General features: G+C 60.1%; 15 protein-coding genes. 11 read left to right on the top strand and 4 right to left on the bottom strand.

Translation table 11 applies throughout. The annotated features are described in order from the left end of the window. Positions 1 to 62 precede the first annotated feature (62 nt). A complete protein-coding gene (gene choX, locus QMX93_RS00075; RefSeq protein ID WP_282351199.1) occupies positions 63 to 983 on the bottom strand; it encodes a choline ABC transporter substrate-binding protein in 921 nt (306 codons plus the stop codon). A 16-nt stretch (positions 984 to 999) separates the two neighbouring features. Further along, positions 1,000 to 2,514 carry a choline-sulfatase gene (betC, locus tag QMX93_RS00070; protein ID WP_282351198.1) on the bottom strand — a complete coding sequence of 505 codons (1,515 nt, stop codon included), beginning with the start codon at positions 2,512 to 2,514 and terminating at the stop codon, positions 1,000 to 1,002. Between the two features lie 114 nt (positions 2,515 to 2,628). Here betC and QMX93_RS00065 point away from each other — a divergent pair, with 114 nt between their 5' ends. Further along, positions 2,629 to 3,579 (top strand): LysR family transcriptional regulator, encoded by a 951-nt coding sequence (locus tag QMX93_RS00065; RefSeq protein ID WP_282351196.1) that lies wholly within the window; start codon positions 2,629 to 2,631, stop codon positions 3,577 to 3,579. An 83-nt stretch (positions 3,580 to 3,662) separates the two neighbouring features. On the opposite strand, the gene QMX93_RS00060 is transcribed toward QMX93_RS00065, so the two are convergent. Next, a complete protein-coding gene (locus QMX93_RS00060) occupies positions 3,663 to 4,328 on the bottom strand; it encodes an NAD(P)H-binding protein (protein ID WP_282351194.1) in 666 nt (221 codons plus the stop codon). 82 nt (positions 4,329 to 4,410) lie between these two features. Between QMX93_RS00060 and QMX93_RS00055 the strand changes: the two genes are divergently transcribed. Continuing rightward, a complete protein-coding gene (locus QMX93_RS00055) occupies positions 4,411 to 4,737 on the top strand; it encodes a DOPA 4,5-dioxygenase family protein (RefSeq protein WP_159813408.1) in 327 nt (108 codons plus the stop codon). Here the strand turns inward: QMX93_RS00055 and QMX93_RS00050 are convergent, their stop codons facing one another. Then, the gene (locus QMX93_RS00050; RefSeq protein WP_282351190.1) at positions 4,738 to 5,139 is read right to left on the bottom strand and encodes a GFA family protein; all 402 of its coding nucleotides are present in this window, start codon (positions 5,137 to 5,139) and stop codon (positions 4,738 to 4,740) included. It lies immediately after the preceding gene. Positions 5,140 to 5,462: 323 nt separating this feature from the next. Here QMX93_RS00050 and QMX93_RS00045 point away from each other — a divergent pair, with 323 nt between their 5' ends. From QMX93_RS00045 to QMX93_RS00005, 9 genes are all read left to right on the top strand, one after another. Beyond that, positions 5,463 to 6,770, top strand: a complete 1,308-nt coding sequence (locus QMX93_RS00045; RefSeq protein WP_053125357.1) for a CitMHS family transporter — start codon at positions 5,463 to 5,465, stop codon at positions 6,768 to 6,770. A 70-nt stretch (positions 6,771 to 6,840) separates the two neighbouring features. Beyond that, on the top strand, positions 6,841 to 7,608 hold the full coding sequence (locus tag QMX93_RS00040; protein ID WP_282351185.1) for a TerC family protein: 768 nt from the start codon (positions 6,841 to 6,843) through the stop codon (positions 7,606 to 7,608). A 417-nt stretch (positions 7,609 to 8,025) separates the two neighbouring features. After that, positions 8,026 to 9,684 (top strand): Na/Pi cotransporter family protein, encoded by a 1,659-nt coding sequence (locus tag QMX93_RS00035; protein WP_159813402.1) that lies wholly within the window; start codon positions 8,026 to 8,028, stop codon positions 9,682 to 9,684. A gap of 168 nt (positions 9,685 to 9,852) precedes the next feature. Then, positions 9,853 to 11,232, top strand: coding sequence for an insulinase family protein (locus tag QMX93_RS00030; RefSeq protein ID WP_212550254.1), 1,380 nt, complete (start codon positions 9,853 to 9,855; stop codon positions 11,230 to 11,232). Positions 11,233 to 11,487: 255 nt separating this feature from the next. After that, positions 11,488 to 12,516: a DUF5924 family protein gene (locus tag QMX93_RS00025; RefSeq protein ID WP_053125370.1), complete on the top strand. Its 1,029-nt coding sequence runs from the start codon at positions 11,488 to 11,490 to the stop codon at positions 12,514 to 12,516. A gap of 54 nt (positions 12,517 to 12,570) precedes the next feature. Further along, entirely contained in the window at positions 12,571 to 13,719 is a 1,149-nt protein-coding gene (locus QMX93_RS00020; protein ID WP_053125372.1) for an ABC transporter permease, read from the top strand. Next, positions 13,716 to 14,519 (top strand): ABC transporter ATP-binding protein, encoded by an 804-nt coding sequence (locus tag QMX93_RS00015; RefSeq protein WP_053125373.1) that lies wholly within the window; start codon positions 13,716 to 13,718, stop codon positions 14,517 to 14,519. The genes QMX93_RS00020 and QMX93_RS00015 overlap by 4 nt, the downstream gene beginning before the upstream one ends. A gap of 1 nt (position 14,520) precedes the next feature. Continuing rightward, a complete protein-coding gene (locus QMX93_RS00010; RefSeq protein ID WP_282351150.1) occupies positions 14,521 to 15,459 on the top strand; it encodes an MlaD family protein in 939 nt (312 codons plus the stop codon). Continuing rightward, a complete protein-coding gene (locus QMX93_RS00005; protein ID WP_282351148.1) occupies positions 15,456 to 16,079 on the top strand; it encodes an ABC-type transport auxiliary lipoprotein family protein in 624 nt (207 codons plus the stop codon). Before QMX93_RS00010 ends, QMX93_RS00005 begins: the two co-directional genes overlap by 4 nt. Positions 16,080 to 16,167: the final 88 nt, after the last annotated feature.

Raw genomic sequence — 16,167 nt, 5'->3', positions numbered from 1 at the left:
ATGGGACGCGGAGCGTCCCGGGCTGCATTCCCACGCGGAGCGTGGGAACGATCACCCCACAATCAAAGCTTCGCCTTAACCGCCGCCAACGCATCCTTCCCGTCTACCGTCTTCACCCCGTCCAGCCACTTGTCCAACACCGCCGGATTCGCCTTGATCCACGCCTTCGCCGCCGCGGCATTAGTGACCTTCTTGTTCACCACCTCAGCCATGATGCTGTTCTCCATCTCCTGAGTGAACGACAGATTGGTCAGCAATTTACCCACATTCGGACACGCCTCGGCATAACCCTTACGCGTCAACGTAAACACGCTGCCGGTGTCGCCAAAGTACTTCTCGCCTCCTTTCAGGTAATGCATCTTCAACTGCACGTTCATCGGGTGCGGCGTCCAGCCAAGGAAGGTGACGAATTTCTGTTTCTTCACCGCCCGCGACACTTCGGCCAGCATCGCCTGTTCGCTGGACTCGATCAGCTTCCACTGCCCCATGTCGAAGTCGTTCTTCTTGATGATTTCCTGCAACGAGATGTTCGCCGGCGCACCCGAGCCGATGCCGTAAATCTTGCGATCAAACTTGTCGGCATACTTATTCAGATCGGCAAAGTTATGCACACCCGCGTCCCACACGTAGTCCGGCACGGCGAGGGTGAATTCGGTGCCGTCGAGGTTTTTCGCCAATTGCGTGACGTCACCGGTAGCGACGAACTTGTCGTAGAAGCCCTGCTGCGCCGGCATCCAATTACCGAGAAACACATCCACCTGGCCATCCTTCAAACCGCCAAAGGTGATAGGCACCGCGAGGGTGTCGACCTTGGCCTTGTAGCCCATGCCGTCCAGCAGAAACCCGGTGATCGCATTGGTCGCGGCGATGTCGCTCCAGCCCGGGTCGGCCATTTTCACCGTGTCGCAACTCTGCTCGGCGAACGCCGAGGCGCTGCTCAGTGCGAGCAGGCCAACCGTCACTACTGTGGATAACTTACGCATGGACTTCCCCTTAACATTATTGGTTTTGGCAGGGTTGTGGATAACGTGCTTTGCGTTCCAGATCATCGAGGTCGATGTGGTTGCGCATGTACTGCTGACTGGCGTCAACCAGCGGCTGGTGATCCCAACTCTTCAGCTTGCCGATCGTTAGTGCGTCGGCGACAAAACGGCGGCGGCGCTGGCTGGCGAGCACCTCTTGGTGAATCGCTGGAATGTCCCATTTGGCCCGCGCTTCGGCGAGAAAATCGTCGAACAGCTGGCGATGTTGCGGCGATTGACTGAGTTCTTCCAGTTCGCGCGGGTCGTTGCTTACGTCGAAGAGTAGGCAAGGGTCGCTTTCACTGTAGATAAATTTGTAGGCGCCGCGACGGATCATCATCAACGGGCTGACGGTGCCTTCGGCCATGTATTCGCCGAACACTTCGTCGTGACCGCCCTGCCCTTGCAGATGCGAGACCAGCGAGCGGCCATCCAGTGGCAAGCCCGGCTCCAGGGTGCCGCCGGCCAGTTCAACGAAGGTTGGCAGCAAATCGGCAGTCGACACGGCAGCGCTGACCCGGCCCGAAGCGAATTGGCCCGGCGCACTGATCAACAGCGGCACGCGGGCGGCCATTTCGTACCAGTGCATTTTGTACCAGAGGCCTTTCTCGCCGAGCATGTCGCCGTGGTCGCCGGAGAACACAATGATCGTGTCGTCGATCAGTCCGGTTTCCTCGAGGGTTTGCAGAAGTTTGCCGACGTTGGCGTCGATATAACTGCACGCCCCGAAGTACGCCCGACGCGCGTCACGAATCTTATCCGCAGGCAGCGGTTTATCCCACAGGTCATAAACCTTGAGCAGGCGCTGCGAGTGCGGATCGAGCTCGTGTTGACCCGGGGTTGTAGGCAAAGGGATATCGGCATCGTCGTACAAATCCCAGAACGCTTTGGGAATTGTGTACGGGTCGTGTGGGTGAGTCATTGAAACAGTCAGGCAGAACGGCTGATCGCCATCTTCGCGGATGTGATCGAACAGGTATTGCTGCGCCTTGAACACCACCTCTTCGTCGAAATCGAGCTGATTGGTGCGCACGCACGGCCCGGCCTGCAACACCGAGGACATGTTGTGATACCAGGTCGGCCGCACGTCCGGCTCATCCCAGTTCACTGACCAACCGTAATCGGCCGGGTAGATGTCGCTGGTCAGACGCTCTTCATAACCGTGCAACTGATCCGGGCCGCAGAAATGCATCTTGCCCGACAGCGCCGTGCGGTAGCCGAGACGGCGCAAGTAGTGGGCGTAAGTCGGCACATCAGCAGGGAAATCGGCAGCGTTGTCGTAGGCGCCGATCTTGCTCGGCAACTGGCCGCTGACCAAAGTAAAACGCGACGGCGCGCACAACGGGCTGTTGCAGTACGCGGCATCGAATACCACGCCTTGTTCGGCGAGGCGGGAAAGATTCGGCAGTTTGATTGGCGACGGGCCGTAGAGCGGCAACATTGGCGCGGCCATCTGATCGGCCATGATGAAAAGAATATTCTTGCGCTTCATGTGATCGCGGCATTCCATAGTGAATATTTATGCGACATTGCTGCGATCGAGCATGGAGTCCATGCTCTGTCGGGTAAAGCCCGCGCCGGGCAATGACTAGGATAAGCACAGCTTATGTATGAAGCCTTGGGCGATCTGTCGCTCGACCTGCTACGCGCCTTCGAAGCCGCCGCTCGTCATCGCAGTTTTACTGCGGCAGCGGTCGAACTGGGCACCACGCAACCGGCAATCAGCCAGCAGATCAAACGGCTGGAGGAACAGCTCGGCACGCGGCTGTTTGATCGCATTTACCGAGGCATCGAGTTAACCGAAGTCGGTGCAATCCTTTTCGAGCAAGTTAGCCTGGGTTTGCAGAATATCGACGCCGGGTTGAGCGCGATCAGCGCACAGCAGCAACATGAGGTACTGCAAGTTGCCACCGACTTCGCCTTCGCCGCGTACTGGCTGATGCCGCGTCTGCACCGCTTCCATGAGGCCAATCCCCACGTCGACGTCAGCCTGGTCACCAGCGAACGCAACCACAACATGCTGCGCACCGACATCGACGTGGCGATCCTGTTTGGCGACGGGCGCTTCAAGCAGGGCGAAAGCCATTGGTTGTTCAGCGAAGAAGTGTTCCCGGTGTGCAGCCCGCAATTGCTCAAGGAGCGCGCCCTGCCCTTGCCCGCTCAGGCGTTGCTTGAGTTGCCTTTGTTGCACTTGCGTGGCGAAAACAGCAGCAACTGGTTTGACTGGAGTGGCCTGTTTCGCGAGTTAGGCATCAGCACGCCGCCAGCGCCGGGGCAGTTGCGGTTCGACAATTACACGCTGTTGATTCAAGCGGCGATTGGCGGGCAAGGCGTGGCGATTGGCTGGCGGCACCTTGTGGATAACTTGCTGAGTCAGGGTTTGTTGTGTCGGCCAATTGCTGAAACGACGCTGTCGCGGTTGGGGTATTACGTGGTTTTGCCGCAGCGCAAACGGCGTGGGGCGTTGATTCAGCAGTTTGTGGATTGGTTGATGGAGGAGCAGGCGAGCAGCGCCGAATCCCTTAACGGGTTGGCGCTGCCTTCGATTGCGGTTTGAAGATCAAAAGATCGCAGCCTTCGGCAGCTCCTACATTTGGAACGCGGTCAACTACTGTAGGAGCTGCCGAAGGCTGCGATCTTTTACGAGTCTGAAGCCGCCACAAAATTTACATGCTGACCCACATGAAAATTCAGCCGCAGCTCATCAGCAATGCCCACCGCCACGCGATTCAGTCTTTCCAGGGGCTCCGCCAATCCCGGTTCCAGATTGCCGCCAACCTGACTGAAATGCTCAATCGTCAGCCCGGCCACGCCATGCGGCGCATTGACCAGCGTCCACTGCAGCGGGCTGCTTTGCAGCGCTTCACGGATTTCCTCGGCGGCGTGGCGTTGCAGGCGATCGTCCAGCTCCGGTTCGTCGAGCACCGAAAACTCTCCTACCAAAAACAGTCGCGAAACATTCGCCGCTTGCAGGCCATCGACCAAAGCATCTACGGCTAGTACCTGCTCCACAGGCCCGAGCACCACCGACCTTTCAACGTGGTCGCTACTGAACGGCAACCCCGGCGCATCCAATAAACAGATGACCGCCGAACTGCCTGCCACGCTTTGATTAACCCGCTCGGAATCGAACAGATCACCGCTTTTCGTACGTAGACCCGGACGCGGCGCAAGCGCGGTGAGGTCGTCGAGAATGGCGATGACTTCGTGCTGGCGACGCAGCAACTCAGCCATCAACGCACCGCCCAGGCTACTCATGGCACCATAGAGCACCACTTTTACCGCCGGGGTTTCGGCATTTTTCATGGCTGATCCCTTTTGTTATCCCTTGTATGGCGTGTGACATACGGGTAACGCCGAGGGTTCGAACCGATTCAGAGGCTTTCAGATGCAAGCGATCAAGGGTTATCACGCCCACGTCTATTTCGACGCCAGCACCATTGAGCAAGCGCGGACATTGTGCGAGCAGGCCGCGCAGTTGTTTCCGTTGAAAATGGGCCGCGTCCACGAACGCCCGGTCGGCCCGCACCCGGACTGGAGCTGCCAACTGGCCTTCGGCCCCGAGCTGATTGCCGATGTGCTGCCGTGGCTGGCGCTGAACCGCAAAGGCCTGGTGGTGTTTCTGCACCCGGACACGGGGAATGACTTGCTCGACCACACGGAGCACGCGATCTGGATGGGCGCGATCCGGCCGCTGGATCTGTCTATTTTTTAATCAAAGCGTTTCTTCGGCTTCACCCGGTAGATGTTCGTCCAGATGCAGCCACGGCAATTGGCTGTCCGTCCAGATATGCCGCTCGGCCGGCGCCAGCTTCGGCTGATCCAGCGTGGCGATGGTCACGTCGATGCTCTCGGGGCTGAGCAATGTGACCAACGCCAGTTGCGCGCCACAGGTCGGGCAGAAGTATCGCGCGCAACTTGGCGATGAGTCATACCGCGACGGCGTCCCGGCCAGCCATTGGAAATTCGCCGCCGGCACGCTGATCCATGTCGTGACAATCCCGCCGCTGACCTTGCGGCAGATCGAACAATGGCAGTGGGCGATGTCATGCAACGGCCCGCTGAACTGATAACGAATGTTTCCGCAATGGCAGCCGCCGCTGTGCAATTGGCTCATGTTGAACGCCCTCCTCCCGGGTTTATTGACTCAAGTTCGCATCCGACGGCCGGTCGACCGTTCATTCAAAGCTTTCACCAGCGAAAGGTAGCTGAAAGCTTCCGCGATTAGGATCGCCTCCACTTCCGGCAACAGACCGGTTGGCCAATGCGTGTGATGTCTCGCTCGCGCGGCCCAATTAACAACAACAATGGTGATTCTGATGTCCTCTGTAGCCCGCCTCCTCGCTGTAACTCCGCCCGTACGTCTCGTGCTTCTCGTTCTGCGCTGATCCCTCGCCGATCCGCTCACCTCACTAGCCGCGCTACGCCTGGAGTATTCCCATGCTGACTTTCCTTGGCTTCGCCATGGTCATCACGTTCATGTTCCTGATCATGACCAAGCGCTTGTCCGCGCTGATCGCTCTGATCGTGATCCCGATTCTGTTCGCTCTGTTCGGTGGTTTTGCACCGAAGATCGGCCCGATGATGCTCGAAGGCATCACCAAGCTGGCGCCGACTGGCGTGATGCTGATGTTCGCCATTCTGTATTTCGCCCTGATGATCGACTCCGGCCTGTTCGACCCGGCCGTGCGCAAGATCCTCAAACTGGTCAAGGGCGACCCGCTGAAAGTCTCGGTCGGCACCGCCGTGCTGGCGCTCGTGGTTTCCCTCGATGGTGACGGCGCGACCACTTACATGATCTGCGTGGCCGCCATGCTGCCGCTGTACAGCCGCATCGGCATGAGCCCGCGGATCATGGCCGGTCTGATCATTCTTGCCGGTGGCGTGATGAACATGACGCCGTGGGGCGGCCCGACCGCCCGTGCGGCGAGTGCATTGCATGTCGATCCTTCGGACATTTTCGTGCCGATGATCCCGGCCATGGCCGCCGGTGTGGTGGCCATCCTGATCATTGCCTACTTCTACGGTAAACGTGAGCGTGCGCGCCTCGGTGAGTTGCACCTGATCGGCGATGAAATGGATCACAGCGAAATCAGCGTCTCGCAGTTCCCCGATGCCCGTCGTCCGAAGCTGATCTGGTTCAACGGTCTGCTGACTCTGGTGCTGATGTGCACCCTGATCGCCGGCCTGTTGCCGCTGCCGGTGCTGTTTATGGTGGCATTCAGTATCGCGATGATCGTCAACTACCCTTGCCTGCAAATGCAGAAGGATCGTGTCGCGGCCCACGCCGGTAGCGTGCTGTCGGTGGTCAGTCTGATTTTCGCTGCGGGTATCTTCACCGGTATCCTCTCCGGAACCGGCATGGTCGACGCCATGTCGAAAAGCCTGTTGGCAGTGATTCCGGATTTCCTCGGCCCGTACCTGGCGGTGATCACGGCGCTGGTGAGCATGCCGTTCACGTTCTTCATGTCGAACGACGCGTTCTACTACGGTGTGTTGCCGGTGTTGTCCGAAGCGGCCAGCCATTACGGCATCACCGCGGTGGAAATGGCACGTGCCTCGATCGTCGGTCAGCCCGTCCACTTGCTCAGTCCGCTGGTGCCGTCGACTTACCTGCTAGTGGCTTTGGCCGGTATCGAGTTCGGTGACCATCAACGTTTCACCCTGAAGTGGGCAGTGCTGGTCTGCATGTGCATACTTGTGGCGGCATTGCTGTTGGGGACTTTCCCGCTGTTCAGCACTTTGTAACGGCATCAACTCACCAACACGCCAGCTGCTTGCTGGCGTCTTGGTTTAACACACGCTCAAAGGAATACACATGGAATGGCTGACCAACCCCGAAATCTGGGTTGCCTTCTTCACCCTGACCGCCCTGGAAATCGTCCTCGGCATCGATAACATCATCATGATTTCGATCCTGGTCAGCCGCATGCCCAAGCACATGCAGCAGCGCACCCGGATCTTCGGTCTTGGCCTGGCCATGATCACGCGGATCCTGTTGCTGCTGTCGATCACTTGGGTCATGCGCCTCACCGCCGACCTGTTCGAAGTGTTCGGCCAGGGCATTTCCGGTCGCGACCTGATCCTGTTCTTTGGTGGTCTGTTCCTGCTGTGGAAGAGCTCGCAGGAGATGTATCACGCGCTGGAAGGTGAAGACGAAAGCGACGACACCCCCGGCGGCAGGGGCGGTAACTTCCTCTACACCATCATTCAGATTGCGATTATCGACATCGTCTTCTCGCTGGATTCGGTGATCACTGCTGTCGGTATGGTTTCTCACGTGCCGGTGATGGTCGCGGCGATTGTTGTGGCGGTGCTGGTGATGATGCTGGCGTCGGGCAAGATCAGCGAATTCATCGACAAGCACCCGTCGCTGAAAATGCTGGCGCTGTCGTTCCTGCTGGTGGTCGGTACCGTGCTGATTGCAGAGTCGTTCGACGTGCATGTACCGAAAGGCTACGTCTACTTCGCGATGGGCTTCTCGCTGGCGGTTGAGGCGATCAACATCAAGCTGCGCGGCGCGATTGCCCGCAAGAAAAAGCAGCAAGATCCGGTGAAACTGCGCAAGGACATCCCGGGCCAGTAAAACGCAACACCCCTGTGGGAGCGGGCTTGCTCGCGAAGGCGTAGTGTCAGCCGACAGCAATGTTGGCTGACCCACCGCATTCGCGAGCAGGCTCGCTCCCACATTTGTTTTGGGCGATATCCAGACACCGCAACCCCTGTAGGAGCATGGCTTGCCAGCGAAAGCGGAGTGTCAGCAATATCAATGTTGGCTGAATAGACGCCTTCGCTGGCAAGCCATGCTCCTACAAGGTTTTGTGGTGGATTCGGGTGGGTGCATGAAGCGCTTTTCATGACACTTTTGTTTCAATCAACACTTTAGCTGTGCAATGCTGGCGCCCAGTCCGTTAGCCAACTACAGCTTAAGTATCAAAAACGTAGAAACCGCGCGGTACCGTCAACTTGCTCCTTTGGGGCACTGCTATTACAGGGGGTCTGCATGCTCACCCTGCTCAATCTGCTTTCCGCCGTCGCCCTGCTGATCTGGGGCACGCACATCGTTCGAACCGGCATCCTGCGGGTGTACGGCACCAATCTGCGCCATGTGATTGGCCAGAACATGTCCAAGCGCTGGCTCGCGTTCGTGGCCGGCATCCTCGTGACCGCCATGGTGCAGAGCAGCAACGCCACCGCCATGCTCGTCACCTCCTTTGTCGGTCAGGGCCTGATGGCGCTGACCCCGGCGCTGGCGACCATGCTCGGTGCCGACGTCGGTACCGCGCTAATGGCGCGGGTGCTGACGTTCGACCTGTCGTGGCTGTCGCCGCTGCTGATTTTTCTCGGGGTGATTTTCTTTCTGTCGCGCAAACAGACGCGGCTCGGGCAAATGGGCCGGGTGTCGATCGGTCTCGGCCTGATCATTCTCGCGCTGCAATTGATCGTCGAGGCCGCCGCGCCCATCACCCACGCTCAGGGCGTGAAGGTGATTTTCGCCTCGCTGACCGGCGATATCCTTCTCGACGCCTTGGTCGGCGCGCTGTTCGCGATGATTTCCTACTCCAGCCTCGCCGCTGTGCTGCTCACCGCGACCCTCGCGGGCGCCAGTGTGATCAGCCTGCCGGTGGCGATCGGTCTGGTGATCGGCGCCAACATCGGCAGCGGCGTGCTGGCGTTCATGAGCACCAGCATGCAGAACGCCGCTGGCCGGCAAGTGGCGCTGGGCAGTCTGTTGTACAAACTGATCGGCCTGCTGCTGATCATCCCGGTGCTCGACCCGCTGGTGCACTGGATCGACAGCCTCGATTTCAGCCCGCAGGAAATGGTCATCGGCTTCCACCTGCTCTACAACACTGCGCGCTGTCTGATTCTGTTGCCGAGCGTCGGCCCGATGGCGCGACTCTGCGCCTGGCTGCTGCCGGAGCGGCCGGAGCTCAACGGCACCGCCAAACCGCGTCACCTCGACGCCACCGCGCTGGTCACACCGAGTCTGGCGCTGGCCAACGCCGCGCGGGAAACCCTGCGCATGGGTGATCTGCTGGAAAACATGCTCGACGCCACCCTCGATGTGCTGCGCGGCAAGCAAACCGCCGTCACTCAGGAAATCCGCCGGCAGACCGACGACATCGAATCGCTGTACAGCGCGATCAAGTTGTATCTGGCGCAGATGCCGCGCGAAGACCTCGGCGAGCAAGACAGTCGACGCTGGGCCGAGATCATCGAACTGGCGATCAACCTGAAACTCGCCAGCGACCTGATCGAACGCATGCTGCGCAAGATCCAGCAGCAGAAAACCTCGCAGCGCCGCTCGTTCTCCGAAGAAGGCCTGGAAGATCTGGCCGGGCTGCAGCAGCAATTGATCTCCAACCTGCGTTTGGGGCTGTCGGTATTCCTCAGCGGTGATCGCGAAAGCGCCCGGCAATTGCTGCGTGAGAAACGCCGCTTCCGCGCGCAGGAACGGCGTTTGGCTCACGCGCATGTCAGCCGTTTGCAACGCAAGATCGTGCAGAGTATTGAGACCAGTTCGCTGCACCTGGAGTTGATTGCTGACATGAAGCGTTTGAATTCGCTGTTTTGCGGCAGTGCGTATGTGGTGCTAGAAACGGCGGACACCGGGGCGCTGGCGTCGGATGATATTGCCGACATCACGCATTCGCCTTGAACGTCTGGGGCTCGGGTTAGTCAGTAACATTGATTCAGCCTTCAGGCCGCTATCGCGAGCAGGCTCACTCCTACAGGGGGACGCATTCCAAATGTAGGAGTGAGCCTGCTCGCGATGGGGCCCTGACTGACGACACGGATCTCCAAATCAGCCGTATGGAAGCCTGTTATGCGTTGCCTGTTGTTCGCCTGTCTGTTGCTCGGTTCCCTGCCCGTCTTCGCCCTGGATCGCTTTCAGGTCGAGGGCTATGCGCTGCCCAACGGTTTGCAGTTGCTGCTCAAGCCCGGCACTGAACGCGGACATGTGGCGATCCGCCTGGTGGTCGGCGTTGGCCTCGACGATTTCGATTGCGACGACAAAGAGCTGCCGCACCTGCTCGAGCATCTGCTGTTCAGCGGCATCGACGCCACCGGCGAAGGTGGTTTAGAGGAACGCATGCAGGCACTGGGCGGTGACTGGAACGCTTTTACCAGCAACGCCGACACCACGTTCGTTATCGAAGCCCCGGCGAAGAACCAGCGCAAGGTGCTCGACCTATTGCTCGATCTGCTCACGCAAACACGCATCGACGAAAACGCGATCAACGCCGCCAAACGCGTGGTCGAGCGCGAGGACGGCGGCCATTACACGCGTCTGCAACGCTTCCTCGACCGCCAGGATCTCGGCCACACCGCGAGCAATCAGCTCGCCGTCGAACTGGGCCTGAAATGCCCGCAACGCGCCGAGGTCGGCCACCTGACCCAAGAGCAGCTGGAGAAGGTGCGCAAGGCCTGGTACGCGCCAAACAACATGACCCTGATCGTCGTCGGTGAACTCGACAAACTGCTGCCGGCCTATCTCGAGCGCGCCTGGGGCGCGCTCGAAGCGGTTGAACCGAGCGAGCATCGACCGCTGCCGGACATCCGCACCAGCGCCGCCCATGAACGCACCCTCACCCGTGGCTTCATCGGCGACAGCGCCAAGCTGCACTGGCTGGTGCCGGAGCCGGTGATTGACGATCAGTACGATGAGACCTTCGACATCCTCAAGGATTATCTGGACTGGGCGCTGTACCGGCAGATCCGCCTCAACCACGGTTTGTCGTACGGGCCGTGGGCTGAGCGCGAAGTGTTTGGTGGTGTCGGCTTCATGAGCCTGAACGCTGATCTGGATCGCGATGACGTCGACGAAGCCATCCAGGTGCTCGAAGACCTCAAGGCCGACCTGCTGAAAAACGGTCTCGACCCGGCGACCTTTGCGCGGATCAAACAGGCATCCATCGCCCATCAGGCGTGGGCGGTGCAAGGTAATAGCGCGATGGCGGATTATTACTGGAGTGCCCTGAGCGACTACGAGGACGGCCGCTTCGCCAACCCGGCGCGCGAGCTGCAAGGGGTGACGCTGGAGGCGGCGAACAAGGCCATGCGCGAGTTGCTGCTGCAGCCGGGATATTTGCGGATTGAAAAGCCGTTGATCAGTGATGATCAGGTGTTGTGGTTGAGTGCGGGTGGAATCGGTGTGTTGATGCTGATTCTGATCGGCTGGCGTTTGCATCGTAAGCGGGGTTGAAGATCAAAAGATCGCAGCCTTCGGCAGCTCCTACATGGAACCCCATGTTGTGATGGTGAGGTCCTTGTGGCGAGGGGATTTATCCCCGATGGGCTGCGAAGCAGCCCCAAACCCTGCAACCCCATTCATTCAGGCAAACCGCATTCGCCGGGTTTGCGACGGCTGCGCCGCCGATCGGGGATAAATCCCCTCGCCACAGGGGCTAGGCGGCGGTAACCTTTCCGGGATTTTTCCTACAGCGTTGTGAACCCCGACATGCCGAAAATACAGCTCCTGATCCAGCGCATTCTCGAACTGATGAAGCGCTATCCCGGGGTCATTGCGCTCGGTGGTTTTATCTCCGGGGTCGGCAGTTTCATCATGGTCGATCGTCAGCAAGGGCTGGCGAGCTGGATCACGGTGATCATGCTGCTCAGCTGGATCTGGCTGATGCTGGAAAACACCCTCACCGGCCTGTTCACCCGCATCTTCAAACGCGAAATTCCCCAGCCGTTGCTGCGTTACGCAACGCAAATGATCCATCAGGAAAGCCTGTTTTTCGTTCTGCCGTTCTTCTTCATCACCACGACGTGGAACAGCGGTCAGTTGGTTTTCACCGGACTGCTCAGCGTCGCGGCACTGATCTCGATCGTCGATCCGCTCTACTACAAATGGCTGGCGCCACGGCGCTGGGCGTTCCTCGCGTTGCACACCCTGACCCTGTTCGCCGCCCTGCTCACCGCGTTGCCGGTGATCATGCACCTGACCACCTCGCAGAGTTTCAAGTGGGCGCTGGGCATTGCCGTGCTGTTGTCGTTCCCGAGTCTGGCGTCGATCTTCCCGATCCGCACGGTGCGTAACGCGCTGGCGATTCTGTGCATCACCGTCGGCATCGGTGGCGTCGGTTGGGTGCTGCGTTCGTGGGTGCCGCCGGCGACGCTGTGGATGACCGACGTGGCGATCAGCACGCAACTGCAGGATCGCACCCCCGGCGCCAGCCTCGACACGGTCAGCGCCGAGCAGATTCGTGGCGATGGCCTCTACGCCTACACCGCGATCAACGCGCCACGCGGGCTCGATGAGCGGATTTATCACGTCTGGCAGTTCAACGGCAAAGAGGTCGATCGCATCCCGCTCGACATCCATGGCGGGCGCAAGGAAGGCTACCGGGCGTGGACGCACAAGCAGAATTTCCCCGGTAACCCGGCGGGCAAATGGCAGGTGCGGGTGTTGACCGAAGATGGCCAGGTGATCGGCGTGCTGCGCTTCGAAATCACCGACAGCACAGCGATCAAAGAAAAGTAGTCCGGTTCGTGCTATTACCTATCCCAGCGTAATCAGCCGAAAAGCACGGAGCTTATGACCAGCAGTTCGATCAGCGGCAATGCCCAACTGGACACGTCGATCAGCCCTGCCCGCCTGCGCGTGACCGGGGACTGGACGCTTGCCCATTACGCCGAGCTCAAGACCCTCAGCGAAAAGCTCCACGGCCAGTACGACGCCAACACCCCGATTGACCTCAACAGCCTCGGCGCCCTCGATACCGCTGGCGCTTCGCTGCTGGTCGAACTGCTCGGCTCCGAGCGCCTCGGTAAATCTGCCGAGCACCCTGATTGCACGATTTCCACCGCTGATCGCGCGCTGCTGCAAACCGTGTATCGCTCGATGACTGATTTCTGCGTGCCGATCAAGGAAGCGGAAATCAGCGTCAGCGTGCAATTGCTCACGCGCATTGGTCGTGCGGTCGATACGGTCTGGCAGGACACCCTGCAACTGCTCGGCTTCGTCGGCCTGATTCTGGAAACCATCGCTCGCAACCTGTTCCGGCCCAAGCGCTGGCGCATCACGCCAATGATTGCGCACATCGAACAGACCGGCCTCGACGCCGCACCGATCGTGGCGTTGCTGACCTTTCTGGTCGGCGCGGTGGTGGCGTTCCTCGGCGCGACGGTGCTGGCCAGTTTCGGCGCGACGATTTTTACCGTGGATCTGGTCGGTTTCTCGTTCCTGCGTGAATTCGGCGTGCTGCTCACCGCGATCCTCATGGCCGGGCGCACCGCCAGTGCCTTCACCGCGCAGATCGGCTCGATGAAGGCCAACGAGGAAATCGACGCGATCCGCACTCTCGGCCTCGACCCGATGGAGCTGCTGGTGGTGCCGCGCGTGCTGGCGATGCTGGTGGCGCTGCCGATGCTGACCTTTCTGGCGATGCTCTGCGGGATCATTGGCGGCGGCGTGGTGTGCGCGGTGTCGCTGGATATCTCGCCGGCGATGTTCCTGACGCTGTTGCAGTCGGACATCGGCGTGCAGCACTTTCTGGTCGGCTTGGTAAAAGCGCCGATCTTCGCCTTCATCATTGCCGCGATTGGTTGCCTGGAAGGCTTCAAGGTCAGCGGCAGCGCCGAGTCGGTCGGCGCGCACACGACGTCTGCCGTGGTGCAGTCGATTTTCGTGGTGATCGTGCTCGACGCGGTCGCCGCACTGTTCTTCATGGAGATGGGCTGGTGAGTCGTCTACCCCGCGCGCCCTCGGAGGCGGTGATCGAAGTCCGTGGCCTGTGCAATCGCTTCGGCAGCCAGAGCGTGCATGAGAACCTCGATCTGGATTTGTACAAAGGCGAAATCCTCGCCGTGGTCGGCGGTTCCGGCAGCGGCAAATCGGTGTTGTTGCGCAGCATTGTCGGTTTGCGTCGGCCCAGCGAAGGTATCGTCAAAGTGTTCGGTAAGAACCTGCCGAGTCTGTCGGAGCACGAGCGTTCGATGGTTGAACGACGCTTTGGTGTGCTGTTCCAGAAAGGCGCGCTGTTTTCCTCGCTGACGGTGACCGAGAACGTCGCCCTGCCCCTCATTGAACACGCCGGCCTCAGCCGTAACGACGCCGAACATTTGGCCGCCGTGAAGCTGGCGCTGGCCGGGTTGCCATTGTCGGCAGCGGATAAATATCCTTCGTCGCTGTCCGGCGGCATGATCAAACGCGCCGCTCTGGCCCGGGCCTTGGCGCTGGATCCGGACATTCTGTTTCTCGATGAGCCCACCGCCGGCCTCGATCCGATTGGCGCGGCGCAATTCGACCAATTGATCCTGACCCTGCGCGATGCGCTCGGCCTTAGCGTGTTTCTGGTGACCCACGACCTCGACACGCTCTACACCATCACCGATCGCGTGGCGGTGCTGGCGCAGAAGAAAGTGCTGGTCGCCGGCCCGATCGACGTCGTTTCGGAGACCGACGACGCCTGGATTCACGAATACTTCCACGGCCCGCGCGGCCGCTCGGCGCTGGACGCCGCCAAATTGCTCAACGAGGTCTGACATGGAAACCCGAGCGCATCATGTGTTGATCGGCCTGTTCACCGTGATTGTGGTGGCAGGCGCCCTGCTCTTCGGTCTGTTCCTGGCCAAGTCCAGCGTCGACACCGAATTCAAGGATTACGAAATCGTCTTCAACGAGGCGGTCAGCGGTTTGTCCAAAGGCAGTTCGGTGCAGTACAGCGGGATCAAGGTCGGCGACGTGATCAGCCTGCGCCTCGATCCGCAGGATCCACGCCGGGTGCTGGCGCGAATTCGTCTGGCCGGTGACACCCCGGTCAAAGAAGACACCCAGGCGAAACTGGCGCTGGCCGGGATCACTGGCACGTCGATCATCCAGCTCAGCGGTGGCACGCCGCAGAGCGCGAAACTGCGTGGGCATGACGGTAAGCTGCCGCTGATCGTCGCCTCGCCTTCGCCGATCTCGCGCTTGCTCAATGACAGCAACGATTTGATGACCGGCATCAGCTCGCTGCTGCAGAACGCCAATCAGATGTTCTCCCCAGAGAACGTCGAGCGCGTCAGCAAAACCCTCGCCCACCTTGAGCAAACTACTGGGACGATCAACGATCAACGCGGCGACATCAAACAGGCGATGCAGCAACTGGCGACCGTCGGCAAACAGGCTGGCAGCATGCTTGAGCAAACTTCGCTGCTGATGCGCAACGCCAACGGCTTGCTCAACGATCAGGGCAAACAAGCGCTGGGTAGCGCCGAGCAGGCGATGAAGTCGCTGGAACAAAGCACGACGACGATCAGCGCCCTGCTCAACAAAAACGAAAACTCCCTCGACAACGGCATGCAGGGCCTCAATGGCCTGGCCCCGGCGATCCGCGAACTGCGTGAGACGCTGACCTCGCTGCGCGCCATCTCGCAACGCCTTGAGGCCAACCCCAGCGGCTATTTGCTGGGCCGTGACAAGAACAAGGAATTCACGCCATGAAGCTGACTCGCCTCGCCCTCCTCGTTGGCTTCACCTTGATCAGTGCGTGCTCGATCCTGCCCAAGTCCGAACCGTCGGATGTGTATCGCTTGCCAGCCGCACAGGCGCCCGCCTCGACCCGTTCGGCGGCGGCTCAGACCTGGTCGTTACGCTTGAATAAATTGCAGTCCAGCGAAGCGCTGAACCGCTCGAACATCGCGGTGATTCCGCAGGGCGATGTGATCAGCAGTTACAAGGCTTCGCGCTGGAGCGATCCGGCGCCGGTGCTGGTGCGTAATCGCTTGCTCGACGGCTTTCAGCGTGATGGACGGGTGACGTTGCTGAGCACGGATGACAGCAACTTTGCTGCAGATCTGGAATTGGGCGGGAGTTTGCAGGCGTTTCAGACCGAGTATCAGGGCACGCAGGCCAGCGTTGTGGTGCGGGTCGATGCGTTGCTGGTGCGCGGTTATGACCAGCGGATTCTCGCCAGTCGCCGCTTTGAAGAGCGCCAGCCGCTGAGTGATGTGCAGGTGCCGGCGGTGGTTGCGGGATTTGGCCAGGCCAGTGATCGCCTGACCGCCAAAGTCGTGGCCTGGGCCGTAGACCAAGGCCAGAAACTGGCCCCGCCAAAACCCTAACCCCCACACAGTCCCTGTGGGAGCGAGCCTGCTCGCGAAGGCGTCGTGTCAGATACATCAACGTGAATGACACACCGCTTTCGCGAGC

Origin of the sequence: Pseudomonas sp. PS01303 (assembly GCF_029959385.1) — a bacterium.
Taxonomy (GTDB): domain Bacteria; phylum Pseudomonadota; class Gammaproteobacteria; order Pseudomonadales; family Pseudomonadaceae; genus Aquipseudomonas; species Aquipseudomonas rustica.
Note: the sequence above shows the minus strand (reverse complement) of the source record. Positions and strands in the feature narration are given on the sequence as shown.

What these genes read in the sequence shown, in the direction of transcription:
- QMX93_RS00035 (WP_159813402.1), top strand. Translation starts at nt 8,026, where the DNA reads ATGCTCACCCTGCTCAATCTGCTTTCCGCCGTCGCCCTGCTGATCTGG.
- QMX93_RS00040 (WP_282351185.1), top strand. Translation starts at nt 6,841, where the DNA reads ATGGAATGGCTGACCAACCCCGAAATCTGGGTTGCCTTCTTCACCCTG.
- QMX93_RS00030 (WP_212550254.1), top strand. Translation starts at nt 9,853, where the DNA reads ATGCGTTGCCTGTTGTTCGCCTGTCTGTTGCTCGGTTCCCTGCCCGTC.
- QMX93_RS00025 (WP_053125370.1), top strand. Translation starts at nt 11,488, where the DNA reads ATGCCGAAAATACAGCTCCTGATCCAGCGCATTCTCGAACTGATGAAG.
- QMX93_RS00010 (WP_282351150.1), top strand. Translation starts at nt 14,521, where the DNA reads ATGGAAACCCGAGCGCATCATGTGTTGATCGGCCTGTTCACCGTGATT.
- QMX93_RS00020 (WP_053125372.1), top strand. Translation starts at nt 12,571, where the DNA reads ATGACCAGCAGTTCGATCAGCGGCAATGCCCAACTGGACACGTCGATC.
- QMX93_RS00045 (WP_053125357.1), top strand. Translation starts at nt 5,463, where the DNA reads ATGCTGACTTTCCTTGGCTTCGCCATGGTCATCACGTTCATGTTCCTG.
- QMX93_RS00050 (WP_282351190.1), bottom strand. Translation starts at nt 5,139, where the DNA reads ATGAGCCAATTGCACAGCGGCGGCTGCCATTGCGGAAACATTCGTTAT.
- QMX93_RS00060 (WP_282351194.1), bottom strand. Translation starts at nt 4,328, where the DNA reads ATGAAAAATGCCGAAACCCCGGCGGTAAAAGTGGTGCTCTATGGTGCC.
- betC (WP_282351198.1), bottom strand. Translation starts at nt 2,514, where the DNA reads ATGAAGCGCAAGAATATTCTTTTCATCATGGCCGATCAGATGGCCGCG.
- QMX93_RS00055 (WP_159813408.1), top strand. Translation starts at nt 4,411, where the DNA reads ATGCAAGCGATCAAGGGTTATCACGCCCACGTCTATTTCGACGCCAGC.
- QMX93_RS00005 (WP_282351148.1), top strand. Translation starts at nt 15,456, where the DNA reads ATGAAGCTGACTCGCCTCGCCCTCCTCGTTGGCTTCACCTTGATCAGT.
- choX (WP_282351199.1), bottom strand. Translation starts at nt 983, where the DNA reads ATGCGTAAGTTATCCACAGTAGTGACGGTTGGCCTGCTCGCACTGAGC.
- QMX93_RS00065 (WP_282351196.1), top strand. Translation starts at nt 2,629, where the DNA reads ATGTATGAAGCCTTGGGCGATCTGTCGCTCGACCTGCTACGCGCCTTC.